Raw genomic sequence first — 13,935 nt, forward strand, 5'->3', positions numbered from 1 at the left:
GCGCGGCGGTCTCAACGGGTGTGTGCAACGGCCTCGTTGAATGCTTCGGCGGGAGTCTTCCAGTCCAGGGTCTGTCGGGGTCGGCCGTTGAGTCGTGCGGCGATGGCGTCGAGGTCGTGCTGGGTGAAGGCCGTGAGGTCGGCGCCCTTGGGCAGGTACTGGCGGAGGAGGCCGTTGGTGTTCTCGTTGCTGCCCCGCTGCCAGGGGCTCTTGGGGTCGCAGAAATAGACGTCGACGCCGGTGGCCACGGTGAACTGTGCGTGGGCGGCCATCTCCTTGCCCTGGTCCCAGGTCAGGGACCGGCGCAGCTGGGCTGGCACCCGCCTGATCGCTGCGGCCAGAGCCGGGTGGACCTGCTCGGCCTTCTTGCCTTCCGGTAGCGCCACCAACGCCACGAACCGGGTGGTGCGCTCCACCAGGGTGGCCACTGCACTGGGCAGCTTGCCCAAGACGAGGTCGCCCTCCCAGTGCCCGGGGACCGCCCGGTCGGTGGCCTCGGCGGGTCGTTCGGAGATCGGGACCATCCCGCGCAGCTGCCCACGCCCGGAAGGCAACTTGGCCCCGCGCGGGTGCCGGGTCGCCCGACCGGTGCGCAACGACCGGGTCAACTCACGGGCCAACCCGCCCCTGGCCTGCACGAACAAGGTCAGGTAGATCGTCTCGTGGGAGACCCGCATCGCCTCATCGTCGGGGAAGTCCACGACCAAGCGTGACGCGATCTGCTGCGGTGACCACTCCAGGGCCAGCCCACGCTGCACCTCCGCGCGAAGCCGCCCGTCGATCGCCAGCTTCGCCGGCTTGGGTCGCAGCGCCCGACGATCGGCCGCGGCATCGGCTGCTGCGGCCCGGTAGGCCTCCCGCCCGCCGTTGCGGGCCAGCTCCCGGCTGATCGTGGAGGGCTCCCGCCCCAACACACGCGCGATCGCCCGCACCGACGCCTCGGCGGCGATCCCGCGGCTGATCTCCTCCCGCTCGACCACGCTCAACGCCAGCGGCCCCCGCCGCCGCGCTACCGGCCGTCTGCCACCACACGCCGTGACATGCCGGTGCACCGTGGCATGCGACAGCCCCAATGACCGGCCGATGCCACGCAGTGACTCACCGGCCCGCCATCGCGCCCACAACTGATCCTGCTGCTCCACCGACAACCCCGACGACCTCACCGGACCACCCCTCAGACCACGACACCGTGATCATCTGCAGAGGCTGTTGCATCCACCCGTTGAGACCGCCGCCCTTTTCGTCAGCTCGGCTGACGGGAAGGGCGCTTCTCGTGCGGGGTGGTCAGAGGCCGACCGAGTCGGCCCCGAAGGCGGCCTGCTCCGGGGTGTAGCCCTCGAAGACCAGCTGGTCGATGAGCCCGGACCGGGAGAACGAGGTGAACTCCAGGTAGCTCTCCGCCGACCCGGCCGCCTGGGCGTTCCAGTCGACCGTGACGGTGTCGGCCGCCCAGGTGGCGTCAGCGGTCGAGTACCCCTCGTACTCGAGCTGGCCGATCAGGCCCGTGCGGGAGAAGTTGGTGAAGTCCAGGTAGCTGTTCGCCGCGCGGAGTGCGTTGGACTGGCTCACGGACACGTCCGGCACCGGTGCCGGGGCCGGCGCGGGAGCGACCGTGGTCGTGGGCGCAGGCGCCGGCGCGACCGTGGTGGTCACCGGTGCCGGAGCGGCCTCGACGACATCGGTGACCGGCGGCGGCGGGACCACCGAGGAGATCGGCGCCGAGGACGACGAGGACGTCGCTGCGGAGGCCGTCGAGGACGGACTGGTCTCGGTCGGTCCGTTCACCGCCGAACCGATGATGCCCAGGCCCAGGACCACGGCAGGGATCACGACCCGCTTGCGCTTGAACCACGGCTTGGCACCCGGCACCTGCGGTGCAGCGGGAGGCTGCCCGGGACCCGTGTACTGCCCCGGGGGCGGGAACTGCGGGGGCGGAAACTGCGGGGGCGGGAACTGCTGCCACGGGACACCGTTCTGCCCGTAGGCCGCCGTGGGGAAGTCCCCGGTCGGAACCGGCCCGTGGTACGGACGTCCCGGGTCCGGCTGTCCGGACGGCTGGTGGAACGGCGGCTGCGTCATTCTCGGTTCTCCCCGTGGCTGAGCCGTCGCTCACCGACGGCTGCCGAACCGTAACGTCACGTATCCGAAACCCAAACAGGCCAGAAGTGACGAAGCGCGGGCCCTGTGTTGGGTGATCGTCCAGTACCGGGTTGTCCCCTAGCGCGAGCTCCCCCACGACGAGAAGCGCCCTTCTCGTCAGAAGTCCTGACGAGAAGGGCGCTTCTCGTGCGGTGCCGGGTCAGACGGCGGAGGTGAGGGCGGCCCAGGGGTCGTCGCCGGCGACGGCGGCGCCGAGGACGCGGGCCCAGGTGAGCTCGTTGCCGGCCTCGTCGCGCCAGGACCACATGCGCTTGGTGAGGTGGTGCAGCCGGTGCTCCTCGGTGAACCCGATGGCGCCGTGCACCTGGTGGGCCTGCCGGGCGACCACCTCGACGGCGGCCCCCGCGCGCACCTTGGCCGCGGCGGCTGCGAGCTCGAGGGGCTCGCCCCGGTCCAGGCGCTGGACGGCGGCGTCCACCAGCGCCGACACCGCTGTCACCTCGCCGGCCATCTCGGCCAGCTGCATCTGGATGCCCTGGAACTTGGCCAGCGGGCGGCCGAACTGCACCCGCTCCCCCGCGTACTGGCCTGTCCAGGCCAGCACGGTCTCGGCGGCGGCGGACAGCTGCACCGCCCGGGCCAGGGCGTACCGGGCCCGGACGTCGTCGGCGAGCGGCCCGACCTGCGCCTGCACCCCGTCGAACACGTAGGACCCGCGGGGCTCCCCGGCCAGGTTCGCCGCGTCCGTGGCGTCGAGCCCGGAGACGTCGACCAGCGCGAGGACGTCGCCGTCCGGCCCGGCGGCGACCACGGCGAGCCAGTGCGCGACCCCGGCCCAGGCGACGTCCGTGGCGGTGCCCGTGAGCAGGCCGGAGCCGTCCACCTGCACGGCCCCGGAGACGGCGATCGTCAGCGGCTGCGACGGGTCGGGCAGCGCGAGGCCGGCGGCGAGCACCGCGGGGCCGGCGACCAGCAGCTGCTCGGCGACCGGCACCGCCCCGGCGCCCGCGGCCAGGGTGGCGACGACGGCGACCGCGTCGGCCAGCTCACCGCCGGAGCCGCCGGCCTCCTCGGGCAGACCGACCCCGGTCAACCCGGCCTCGGCCAGGTCGGACCACAGGTCGGCGCCCCAGCGACGGTCGGGGGTCAGCTGGGTGGGCTCGTGGCCGGTGAGGATCTCCCGGACGGTCTGGACGACCAGGTCCTGGTCGGAGCTCATCGCAGACCCAGCCCGCGAGCCACGATCCCGCGGAGGATCTCATTGGTGCCCCCGCGCAGCGTGTAGCCCGGGGAGTGCAGCTGGGCCTCGGCCAACGCCCTCGCGAGCGGGTCGGGTGAGTCCAGCGACGCGGGCACGTCGACCACCTTCCGGATCTCCTCGGCGACGTCGCCCTCGAACGTCGTCCCGACGTCCTTGACCAGGGCGGCGGGGATGTCGGGCAGCTCGCCGCGGTCCAGCGCGGCGGCGATCCGCAGCGACAGCTGGCGCAGCGACAGCAGCCGGGCCGAGAGCCGGCCCACCGTCGCGAGCTCGGCCGGGGACGACGCCCGGCGGGCGAACTCGGCGAACAGCGGGAAGGTGGACAGGAAGCGCTCGGGCCCGCTGCGCTCGAAGGCGAGCTCGGCGGTCACCTGGTTCCAGCCGGCGCCCTCCTCCCCCAGCAGCATGTCGCCGGGGATGACGACGTCCTCGAAGACGACCTCGTTGAAGTGGTGGCCGCCGTCCAGGATGCGGATCGGGTTGATCGTGATGCCCGGGGTGGAGAGGTCGACCAGCAGCTGGCTCATGCCGGCGTGCCGGTTGGCCGAGTCGGCGGGCGCGGTACGGACGAGGGTGATGGCGTAGTGGCTGTGGTGGGCGTTCGACGTCCACACCTTGGCGCCGTTGACCACCCAGTCGCCGTCGGCGTTGCGCTCGGCCTTGGTGCGGATCGACGCCAGGTCGGAGCCGGAGTCGGGCTCGCTCATGCCGATGACGAAGAAGCACTCACCGGCGGCGATCTTCGGCAGGATCTCCCGGCGCTGGGCCTCGGTGCCGTAGCGCAGCAGGTTGGGGCCGGACTGCCGGTCGGCGATCCAGTGCGCGGCCACCGGGGCACCGGCGGCCAGCAGCTCCTCGGTGACGGCGTAGCGCTCCATCGCGGTGCGCTCGTGACCGCCGTACTCCTTCGGCCAGGTCATCCCCAGCCAGCCCTGCTCGCCGAGCTTCTTGGAGAAGTCCGGGTCGACACCGGACAGCCAGGTGTCCACGTGGGTCTCGAAGGAACCGGCGGCGAGCTCCTTGGCCAGGAACTCGCGCACCTCCAGGCGGACCCGTTCGGCGGCCTCGGAGGTGGGCGCGGGGGCGAGCGTCAGTGTCGACGGCATGTCGCCGATGGAACCACGCTGGCACTCACCGCACCGTGAGCAGCATCGGCCCCTTCGGCTTGGGGATCGGGATCGGGGAGATGACGACGCCCGCGGCCGGGTCGGCCGACACCCGCCGGGTGGCCAGCAGCCGGGCGACGATCGCCTTCACCATCACCTCGGCGACGTGGTTGCCGATGCACAGGTGCGCGCCGCCGCCGAAGGGCACGAAGAGGTGGCTGTGCTGCTTGTGCTCCTCCCGTCCGGGGGCGAAGCGGTCGGGGTCGAAGGCGGCCGGGCGGGTCCACCAGTCGGGGTGCCGGTGCAGCGCGAGGCTGGAGACGCTGACCCCGGTGCCCGCGGGCACCGCCACCCCGTCGATCTCGACGTCGGCCAGCGCGCGGCGCGGGGAGAACGGCACCGGCGGGCTCAGCCGCAGCGCCTCCGACATCGCCCGGGAGGTGTGCACGAGCCGGCCGTGGTCCGCGGGAGTGACCGGGGCGCCGTCCAGCGCGCGCACCTCCTCGGCGACCCTGTCCTGCTCGACCGGGTGCAGGGCCAGCTGCCAGAGCAGCACCGCCAACGTCGAGGTGGTGGTGTCGTGCGCGGCGAGCATCAGGAACACCACGTGGTCCACCACGTCGTCGACCGGCAGCAGCGCGCCGTCGTCGGTGGGTGGCGTGGGCCAGCCGGGAGAGCAGGTCGCCGCGGGGCTCCTCCCGGCGCCGGGCGGCCACCAGCTCGCCGAACACCCGGGTCAGCTCGGCCCGGCCCTGCAGCCCGCGCCGGTACGGGGTGCCCGGCAGCGGCACCCGCAGCGGGGTGACCGCCGCAGCCACGGCAGCCTGGAACGCCCGGTTGACCCGCTCGGACTGCTTCCCCAGCGACACCCCGACGAACACCTCGGCTGCGATGTCCAGGGTCAGCCGCTTCATGAACAGGTAGACGTCGACCTCACCGTCCGGGAGGGCGCGCAGGTGCCGGTCGGTGACGTCGTGGATGGCGTCGACGTAGCCGGTCAACGCGGCCCGGCTGAAGGCCTGCTGCATCACCCGGCGGTGCCGGTGGTGGTCGTCGAAGTCGCGCAGCATGAGCCCGTTGCGGAAGAGCTCCCCGATGGTGTTCGACCAGCCGCCCTCGCTGGAGAGCACCTTCCCGGGGTCGAGGTAGATCTCCCGGGTGGCCTGCGGCGTCAGGAAGGTGACGCCCTCGCGGCCCAGCACCCGGGTGCGGAAGACGTCGCCGTGCCGCAGCCGGTTGCGCTCGGTGAAGCCGGTGGCGTCCCGGACGAAGGACAACGTGTGGCCGACCAGCGGCCACCCCCGGTCACCGGGGACGTGCGCGAGCGGGTCGACCACGGAGCACCTCCAGCACGCCGCGTCGTTGCGACGTGCCCCGGACCCTAGGGCCGGCGCAGGACGGCGTCGACCAGGTGCGGGCCCGGCTCGGCGAACGCGTGCCGCAGCGCCTCGGCCAGCTCGGGGCCGGTGGTCACCCGCACCCCGGGCACGCCCATCCCGGCGGCCAGGGACACGAAGTCCAGCGCCGGTGAGCCCAGGTCGAGCAGCCGCCCGGCCCGCTCCCCGCCGGCGGTCGCCCCGACGTTCTCCAGCTCGCCGGCCAGGATCGCGTAGGCCCCGTTGTCGCAGACCAGCACGGTGACGTCGAGCTGCTCACGGGCCATCGTCCACAGCGCCTGCAGGGTGTACATCGCCGAGCCGTCGGCCTGAACGGCGAGCACCGGCCGGTCGGGGCAGGCGACCGCGGCACCGACGGCCATCGGCAGACCGTCGCCGATCGCCCCGCCGGTCAACGACAGCACGTCGTGCCGGGGTGCGCCCGCGGTGGCCGGGAAGAGACCGAACCCGCTGGTCAGCGACTCGTCGACCACGATGGCCCGCTCGGGCAGCACGGCCCCGACGACCGCGGCGAGCACCTGCGGGTCCAGCGCCCGGTCCGGGACCGTCGGCACCGACGCCGGCGCCAGCACCGGGTCGGCCCCGACCCGGTCGGCCAGCTCGGTGAGCGCCGCGAGGGAGGACTCCCCCGGCTCGGTCAGCACGTGCACGGCGCAGCCCTCCGGCACGAAGGAGCCCGGGGTGTCGGGGTAGGCGAAGAACGCCACCGGCGCCGGCGCCCCGACCAGCACCAGGTGCGCCACGTCGGCCAGTGCCGCGAGCGCCGGGCCCGGTGGGTAGGGCAGCTTCGGCACGTCGGGCAGACCGGCGCCGCGGGCCATCCGGGCCGGGAAGGTCTCCGCCATCAAGCGGGCGCCGGTGCCGGCCGCGACCCGGGCCGCGGCGTTCAGAGCCTCGGCGTCCAGTGCGTCCCCACCCAGGAAGAGCACGGTGTCCGGGCCCAGCGGCAGGTCGGGGACGGCGACCGAGCGGGCCGGCCGGTCGGGTGCGGCCACGCCGACGGCACCGCCCTCGGACCAGGAGACGTCGGCGGGCAGCACCAGGGTGGCGACCTGGCCGCGGCGAGCCGCGGCGACCGCGTCGGCGACGTCGTCCCCCACGTGGGCGGTGGTCAGCGACCGGCGCCACCAGCCGACCGCGCCGGCGAGGGCGTCGAGGTCGGACTCCAGCGGGGCGTCGAGCCGCTTGTGGGTCCGCGCGTGGTCGCCCACCACGTTCACCAGCGGGGCCCGGCCGCGACGGGCGTTGTGCAGGTTGGCCCAGCCGTTGCCCAGCCCCGGTCCCAGGTGCAGCAGGGTCGCCGCGGGCTTCCCGGCCATCCGGGCGTAGCCGTCGGCGGCACCGGTGGCCACGCCCTCGAACAGCGTGAGGACGGCGCGCATCTGCGGCACGTCGTCCAGTGCGGCCACGAAGTGCATCTCCGAGGTGCCGGGGTTGGCGAAGCAGACCTCCACCCCGGCGTCGACGAGCGTGCGGATGACTGCCCGGGCTCCGTTCACGCCCGCACCCTGGCACCTCGCACCGTCGTCCGCCCAGTGGTGGGATGAGCGCGACGCCCGGGCACCGCCGCCCGGACGCAGATCCCCGGAGGTACCCCGTGACCCACCGCCTCGTCGTGACCTACGGCCAGCCCACCGACCCCGCCGCCTTCGACGCGCACTACCGCGACGTGCACGCCGGACTGGCCCAGGCCATCCCGGGCCTGCAGCGCTTCACCATCGGGCACGCCGAGACCATGGACGGCACCCCGTCGCCGGCCTACCTGGTCGCCGAGCTGGACTTCGAGTCCGCCGAGGCGATGGCCGCCGGGATGTCCTCGGAGGCCGGCACCGCCGCGGGGGCCGACGTCGGGACCTTCGCCACCGGCGGGGCGACGATGGTGCACTTCGACGTGCAGGACCGCACCGGCTCCTGACCTGCGGGCGGCGGCGGGCAGTGGTCCTGCCGCCGCTCCGGTCGGCGCACGGGGCCGCGGGCGCGCACACTCGGGCGACCCCGAGGAGCCCCATGAGCGACACCCGTACGGAGCTCGGCGACGGGGACGCACCCGTCGAGGACGAGGTCGGCGAGGCCTTCGAGCGGATCGTCAGCGAGGGCGCCCAGCGCCTGCACCGCAGCTGGCGCGAGGTGCTCACCACCGGCCTGGCCGGCGGCCTGGAGGTCGGGGTCGGCGTGCTGGCCTACCTGGCCGTGCTGGCCGAGACCGACAGCCACCTGCTGGCCGGCATCGCCTTCGGCATCGGCTTCATCGCGCTCCTGCTGGCCCGCAGCGAGCTGTTCACCGAGGGCTTCCTGGTCCCGGTCACCGCCGTGGTCGCCAAGCGGGCCAGCGTGCGCCAGCTGCTGCTGTTCTGGGGCGGCACGTTCGCGGCCAACCTGGTGGGCGGCTGGATCATCGCCTGGCTGGTGGTGCAGGCGCTGCCCGACCTGCGGGCCACCGCGATCGAGTCCGCGGTGCACTTCGTGGACGCCCCGCTGACCCTGCAGTCGGTGTGCCTGGGCGTCCTGGCCGGCAGCGTGCTGACGCTCATGACCCGGATGCAGCACGGCACCGACTCCGACGGCGCCAAGATCGTCGCCGCCGTCGCCGGGGCGTTCCTGCTGGCCGGGCTGCAGCTGTTCCACTCGGTGCTGGACTCGCTGCTGGTCTTCGCCGCCCTGCACGCCGGGGCACCGTTCGGCTACGCCGATTGGCTGGCCTGGCTCTGGTACACCGTGCTGGCCAACATGGCCGGCGGCCTGCTGGTGGTCACCCTGCTCCGGCTGGTGCGCAGCAAGGACCTCATCGTCGACGAGCGCGCCGAGGTCGACGCCGGGCGGTGATGATGGGCCGGTGGCCCAGCCGTTCGTCCTGCCCAGCGCCGGGCCCCATCCGCTCCCGGCCGACGTCGCCCTCGCCGCCGTCCGCGGGTACCAGCAGGGGCTGCGCCCGCTGCGCTTCCGCCCGCCCGGTGACCGCGGTGGGCGGTGGGTGGAGGTACCGGCGTTCGGCTGGGCCCGCTGCGACCTGCTGCCCACCGGCACCGACGACGCCGACCTGCTCGCCGCGGAGGGTCTGCACGGCCGGCTCGACCCGGCCGGCTGGGCCGCCGCCGCGGACGCGCTCACCCGCCTGCGCCCGGTCGTCGACGCCGCCGTCGACCGGGCCGCCGGACGGGCGTTCGGGGACCTCCCGGACGACGAGGTGTCGGTGCTGGGGGAACCCGGCACGGTCGGCGCCGCCCTCCGCGCGGTCCAGCAGGAGCCGCTCTTCCCCCACGTGAGCGCCGCACTGCACCACCGGCACCCCGACCTGGTGCCGCACGTCGACCGGGTCACCCGGCTGCAGCTGCTGCCGCACCTCGAGGAGGGCGACAGCGACCTGCACGCCGTCGTCCACCGGGAGCTGCGCGTCAACGCGGGTCCCTTCGCCGACCTCGCCGCCGCGACCGGGGCGACCCCGCTGCGGCTGCACGACGTGCTGGTCTGGCTGTCGGGCTCCCTGCGGCTGACCCACGCCGTCGCGCTCGGCCGACGAGGGGCACAGTGGTGACCATGCCCCTGATCACCACCCGCTTCACCGCCACCAGCACCGCCGACGACGTCGTCGAGGGCCTGGACCTCACCGGCACCCGTGTCGTCGTCACCGGCGGGGCGTCGGGCATCGGCCTGGAGACCGTCCGCTCGCTGGCCAAGGCCGGCGCCGAGGTCACCCTCGCCGTCCGCGACACCGAGGCCGGCGGCCGCGCCGCCCAGGACGTCGTGGGGACGACGGGCAACACCACGCTGCGCGTCGCCCGCCTCGACCTGGTCGACCTGGACTCCGTCGCGGCCTTCGTCGCCGACTGGGACGGCCCGCTCGACCTGCTGATCAACAACGCCGGCGTGATGGCGCTCCCCCAGCTGACGCTGACCGACCGCGCCTGGGAGACCCAGTTCGCGACCAACCACCTCGGGCACTTCGCGCTCACCGTGGGCCTGCACGACGCGCTCGCCGCCGCCCCGGACGGCGCCCGGATCGTGTCGGTGTCCAGCACCGGACACCTGCGCTCCCCCGTCGTCTTCGACGACCTGCACTTCGCCGAGCGCGAGTACGACCCGTGGTCGGCGTACGGGCAGTCCAAGACCGCGAACGTGCTGCTGGCCGTCGAGGCCACCCGCCGCTGGGCCGACGACGGCATCGTGGCCAACGCGCTGATGCCCGGCGGGATCATGACCAACCTGCAGCGGCACGTCTCCCAGGACGTCCTGGACGGGTGGGAGAAGGCCCAGCGCGAGGGCACGGTGACCTTCAAGACCCCGCAGCAGGGCGCGTCCACCACCCTGGTCGCCGCACTCGCCCCGGAGTTCGCCACCGGCGGGCACTACCTGGAGGACGGCAACGAGTCCCCCACGGTGGCCGACGACGCCGAGGCCCGCAGCGGGGTGCGGGAGTACGCGCTGGACCCGGCGAACGCCGAGCGCCTCTGGGAGGTCAGCACCGAGCTGGTGCAGGAGCGTCCCGCCGACGAGTGATCCGCGGCGTTCGGGCTGCGCACCCACTGCGCAGCCCGCACGCTCGTCGGGTGAGCAACGAGAACGGTTACGTCGAGCCCGGCAAGTCCTTCGAGCGGGACACCAACTACATCGAGGACCGGATCCTGGCCGACGGGTCCCAGGGCTGGCCGGTCGAGGCCGACCGCTACCGCCTCGTCGTCGCCCGGGCGTGCCCCTGGGCCAACCGCGCCACCATCGTGCGGCGGCTGCTCGGTCTGGAGTCCGCCTTCTCGATGGGCATCACCGGGCCCACCCACGACAAGAACAGCTGGACCTTCGACCTCGACCCCGGCGGCCGCGACCCGGTGCTGGGCTACGAGCGGCTCCAGGAGGCGTTCTTCGCCCGCGACCCGGAGTACCCGCGCGGCATCACCGTGCCGGCGATGGTCGACCTGCCGACCAAGGCCGTGGTCACCAACGACTTCGCCCAGATGACGCTGGACTTCTCCACCGAGTGGACCGCGTTCCACCGCGACGGCGCGCCCGACCTCTACCCCGAGCACCTGCGGGACGAGATGGACGACGTCATGAAGCGGGTCTTCACCGAGATCAACAACGGCGTCTACCGCTGCGGGTTCGCCGGCTCCCAGGAGTCCTACGCCAGCGCCTACGACCGGCTGTTCACCGCCCTGGACTGGGTGAGCGAGCGGCTGGAGACCCGTCGCTACCTGATGGGCGACACGATCACCGAGGCCGACGTCCGGCTGTTCACCACGCTGGCCCGCTTCGACGCCGTCTACCACGGGCACTTCAAGTGCAACCGGCAGAAGCTGGCCGAGATGCCGGTGCTGTGGGGCTACGCCCGGGACCTGTTCCAGACCCCCGGGTTCGGCGACACCACCGACTTCCCGCAGATCAAGCGGCACTACTACGTCGTGCACGCCGACATCAACCCCACGCAGATCGTGCCGGTCGGCCCGGACACCTCGAACTGGCTCACCGCGCACGGCCGCGAGGAGCTCGGCGGCTCCCCGTTCGGCGACGGCACCCCGCCCGGCCCGGTCGCCGCCGGCGAGGAGGTCCCGGCGTCCGAGGGCGCTGGAGGCTCGACCTCGTACTGAGCCACCCGACGCTCTGACCCTCCAGAGCGGGGTCAGAGCGCCGGGGCGGGGCTCAGGCCCGGCTGCGCCGACCGGCGGCGACGGCTCCACCACCGGCGAGCAGCAGCAGCGCCGCGACGGCGCCCAGGCCGCCGACGGAGGCACCCGTGTCGGCCAGCTGCGGCGGGGCCGCGGGACCGCCGGCGACCGGGCCGGGTGCGGGCGAGGACGTGGGTGTGGGCGCCGGAGCAGGGGCCGCGGACGGGAAGACCTCGGCCGCCGCACCCAGCCGCAGGAACACCGTCTCCCCGGTCGCGTCGGACACCCCGTCGTTGTCGGTGACGGCGTACAGCTGCCCGTCCCCGCCGATCGCCAGGCCCTCGACCTTCTCCTGCACCCACCCGTTGCCCGCGGCCAGCAGCGGCAGCAGGTCCACCGCCAGCGTCTTGGGCGCGATCGGCAGCGGGGCACCGGTCGCCGCGGGGGTCACGCCGGCCAGCTCCACGGTGTAGACCCGCTTGACCGCGGCGAACACTCCGGGCCGGTCGTCCCGCTCGACCACCGCCAGGGTGTCGGCGTCCACCGCGACCACCTCGGAGACGCCCTCGGCGGAGCCCGCCGGCGGGGTCTCCTGCCGGTACCCGACCCAGCTCCAGGTGCCGGTCGCGGTGTCGTAGCGGCCCAGCCGGCTGACACCCTCCGGGTCGCCGGTCGCCGTCGTCTGCAGCGCGACCCACAGCACCTCCGGTCCGCCGCCGGGCACGACCGTCACGCCCTCGAGGCCCCGGTTGCCCAGCTGCACCTCGGCCGGCAGGGCCACCCGCTCGGCGACGACGCCCGCGGCGTCGAGCCGGACCAGCTCGTTGGGCAGCTCGTCGTCGGCGTTGCCCTCGCTGACCACCCACCAGCCACCGTCGGCCCGGGCGGCGATGCCCTCCAGGTCCAGCGGGGTGTCGGAGGTGACCGGGAGGGAGGCCCGGACCGTCGCCGGGGTGGTCGTGGTGTCGATGGTGGTGATCGTGGCCGGGGCGTAGGCGGAGTCGCTGACCCCGTTCAGCAGGCCGGGCGAGCCGGGCACCGCGGTCAGCCCGGACAGCGCGCCCCAGGCGACCGGCGGGTCACCGGGCAGCGAGGCGATCGTCGGGAACGACGCGGGCCCCGCGCCCAGGGAGTACAGCTGCACCGAGGCCCGGACGTCGTCCTCGGGCACGTCGGTCTCGCTGGAGACGACGAACAGCCCGCGCGCGGGGATCGGCAGCAGCCCCTCGGGGCCGTTGGTGGTCGGCAGGGTCTGCCGGTACGCGGGCTCGGTCGGGTCGCTCATGTCGTACACCGCGACGAAGTTGCCGCGCTCGCTGCCGACGAAGGCGTACGGGACGCCGCCGTAGGTGCCGAAGGACAGCCCCTCGGGCTCGACGCCCTTGGCGTCCGACCGGCTGTCCGGGTAGAGGCCGAGCTGGATCGCCAGCCGGTCGAGCTCGTTGCCCGAGTCGTGCACGACGTCCCCGGTCGCCGTGTCGAACACCGTCCAACCGCGTGTGCCGCCGACCAGGTCGCCCTCGTTGGCGGTGGCGAGCAGCCCGTCGCCGACCCAGGCGATCGCGTCGGGCTCGCGGGGGGCGTCGACCACGGTGCCGGTGGGGTCGATCGAGTCGTCGTCCTTGGTGTCCACGCCGGTGACGGTGACGGTGCCGGCGTCGAAGGCCCGTACGGTGCTCGCCGCCAGGTCGGTGGCCGGAGTGATGACGGCGAGGGCGTTGTTCTCCTGCAGGCTCAGGGCCAGCGTGCCGTCGGGGGCGAACGCGACGTACTCCGGCTCGGGGTCCGTCGCGCCGTAGGCCCCGATGTCGGTCAACGCGTCCACCAGGTCCACCGTCGCCGGCGTCCAGCCGGCCACCGGGCCGGTGACGTCGAGCAGGGTCAGCGTGCCGGCGGGGAGCTGCGGCAGCTCACCGTCGGCGACGTCCTCGTCGCGCTGGTTCTCCATCGCGATGGCGACCAGACCGCCGTCGGCGCGCAGCGCGATCGAGTCCGGCTGCCCGCCGAGGTCGATCTCCCGGACGACGGTGCGCGTGGCCGCGTCGAGCACCACGAGCCGGCCGGAGGGGGTGGCGAACGCACCGTCGGTGTCGTCCACGCAGACCAGCACCAGGCCACCGCGGTACACCACCGAGGTGGGCTCGCCGCCGACGTCGACCACGCCCCGGCCGACCGGGGCCGACGGGTCGCTGACGTCGAGGAACCCGACGAAGCCGTTGGCCGCGTCGGTGTAGGCCACCGTCCGCCCGTCCGGGCTGGCCGCGGAGATCTCGGCGACCGCCTCGGCGTCCGGTCCGAGGCCGGAGTTCTGGAAGACCGGGTAGGTGGCCGTGCGGGTGAACAGGTCACCGGGGCGGCGCCGGCCGACGGCGCGGTGAGCGCGGCCGTGCACGCGGCCAGGGCGGTGAGGGTGAGGAGGGCGCCGCAGCGGCGGCGGGGGGAGGTCACGCCGGGCGACGCTGTCAGCGGGAGGTGAC

11 protein-coding genes and 2 pseudogenes are annotated in these 13,935 nt (G+C 74.1%); 5 read left to right on the plus strand and 8 right to left on the minus strand.

Annotation, left to right across the window (positions count from 1 at the left end):
• Positions 1 to 11 precede the first annotated feature (11 nt).
• The 7 genes and pseudogenes from F1C76_02350 to F1C76_02380 all read right to left on the minus strand — a co-directional run bounded on the left by F1C76_02350 (position 12) and on the right by F1C76_02380 (position 7,363).
• Positions 12 to 1,163: an IS30 family transposase gene (locus tag F1C76_02350; protein ID QNG35600.1), complete on the minus strand. Its 1,152-nt coding sequence runs from the start codon at positions 1,161 to 1,163 to the stop codon at positions 12 to 14.
• A gap of 121 nt (positions 1,164 to 1,284) precedes the next feature.
• Positions 1,285 to 2,079 (minus strand): hypothetical protein, encoded by a 795-nt coding sequence (locus F1C76_02355; protein ID QNG35601.1) that lies wholly within the window; start codon positions 2,077 to 2,079, stop codon positions 1,285 to 1,287.
• Between the two features lie 220 nt (positions 2,080 to 2,299).
• Complete coding sequence (locus F1C76_02360; protein ID QNG35602.1) at positions 2,300 to 3,319, minus strand: acyl-CoA dehydrogenase; 1,020 nt, start codon at positions 3,317 to 3,319, stop codon at positions 2,300 to 2,302.
• Positions 3,316 to 4,467: an acyl-CoA dehydrogenase gene (locus F1C76_02365; GenBank protein ID QNG35603.1), complete on the minus strand. Its 1,152-nt coding sequence runs from the start codon at positions 4,465 to 4,467 to the stop codon at positions 3,316 to 3,318. The genes F1C76_02360 and F1C76_02365 overlap by 4 nt, the downstream gene beginning before the upstream one ends.
• Positions 4,468 to 4,492: 25 nt before the next feature.
• Positions 4,493 to 5,086 carry a cytochrome P450 gene (locus F1C76_02370; protein ID QNG35604.1) on the minus strand — a complete coding sequence of 198 codons (594 nt, stop codon included), beginning with the start codon at positions 5,084 to 5,086 and terminating at the stop codon, positions 4,493 to 4,495.
• A gap of 190 nt (positions 5,087 to 5,276) precedes the next feature.
• Positions 5,277 to 5,804: pseudogene (locus F1C76_02375) on the minus strand (cytochrome P450).
• 44 nt (positions 5,805 to 5,848) lie between these two features.
• Positions 5,849 to 7,363 (minus strand): acetolactate synthase large subunit, encoded by a 1,515-nt coding sequence (locus F1C76_02380; GenBank protein ID QNG35605.1) that lies wholly within the window; start codon positions 7,361 to 7,363, stop codon positions 5,849 to 5,851.
• Between the two features lie 98 nt (positions 7,364 to 7,461).
• Here F1C76_02380 and F1C76_02385 point away from each other — a divergent pair, with 98 nt between their 5' ends.
• The 5 genes from F1C76_02385 to F1C76_02405 all read left to right on the plus strand — a co-directional run bounded on the left by F1C76_02385 (position 7,462) and on the right by F1C76_02405 (position 11,440).
• Positions 7,462 to 7,779: an EthD family reductase gene (locus F1C76_02385; GenBank protein QNG35606.1), complete on the plus strand. Its 318-nt coding sequence runs from the start codon at positions 7,462 to 7,464 to the stop codon at positions 7,777 to 7,779.
• A gap of 92 nt (positions 7,780 to 7,871) precedes the next feature.
• Positions 7,872 to 8,687: a formate/nitrite transporter family protein gene (locus tag F1C76_02390; protein ID QNG35607.1), complete on the plus strand. Its 816-nt coding sequence runs from the start codon at positions 7,872 to 7,874 to the stop codon at positions 8,685 to 8,687.
• Positions 8,688 to 8,697: 10 nt separating this feature from the next.
• Positions 8,698 to 9,396: a hypothetical protein gene (locus F1C76_02395; GenBank protein ID QNG35608.1), complete on the plus strand. Its 699-nt coding sequence runs from the start codon at positions 8,698 to 8,700 to the stop codon at positions 9,394 to 9,396.
• Positions 9,397 to 9,398: 2 nt separating this feature from the next.
• Positions 9,399 to 10,358, plus strand: a complete 960-nt coding sequence (locus tag F1C76_02400; protein ID QNG35609.1) for an SDR family NAD(P)-dependent oxidoreductase — start codon at positions 9,399 to 9,401, stop codon at positions 10,356 to 10,358.
• A gap of 50 nt (positions 10,359 to 10,408) precedes the next feature.
• Positions 10,409 to 11,440, plus strand: coding sequence for a glutathione S-transferase family protein (locus tag F1C76_02405; protein QNG35610.1), 1,032 nt, complete (start codon positions 10,409 to 10,411; stop codon positions 11,438 to 11,440).
• Positions 11,441 to 11,492: 52 nt separating this feature from the next.
• Here the strand turns inward: F1C76_02405 and F1C76_02410 are convergent.
• Positions 11,493 to 13,906: pseudogene (locus tag F1C76_02410) on the minus strand (alkaline phosphatase).
• Positions 13,907 to 13,935 lie beyond the last annotated feature (29 nt).

Source organism: Geodermatophilaceae bacterium NBWT11 (assembly GCA_014218215.1).
In the GTDB taxonomy this organism is placed as follows: domain Bacteria; phylum Actinomycetota; class Actinomycetes; order Mycobacteriales; family Geodermatophilaceae; genus Klenkia.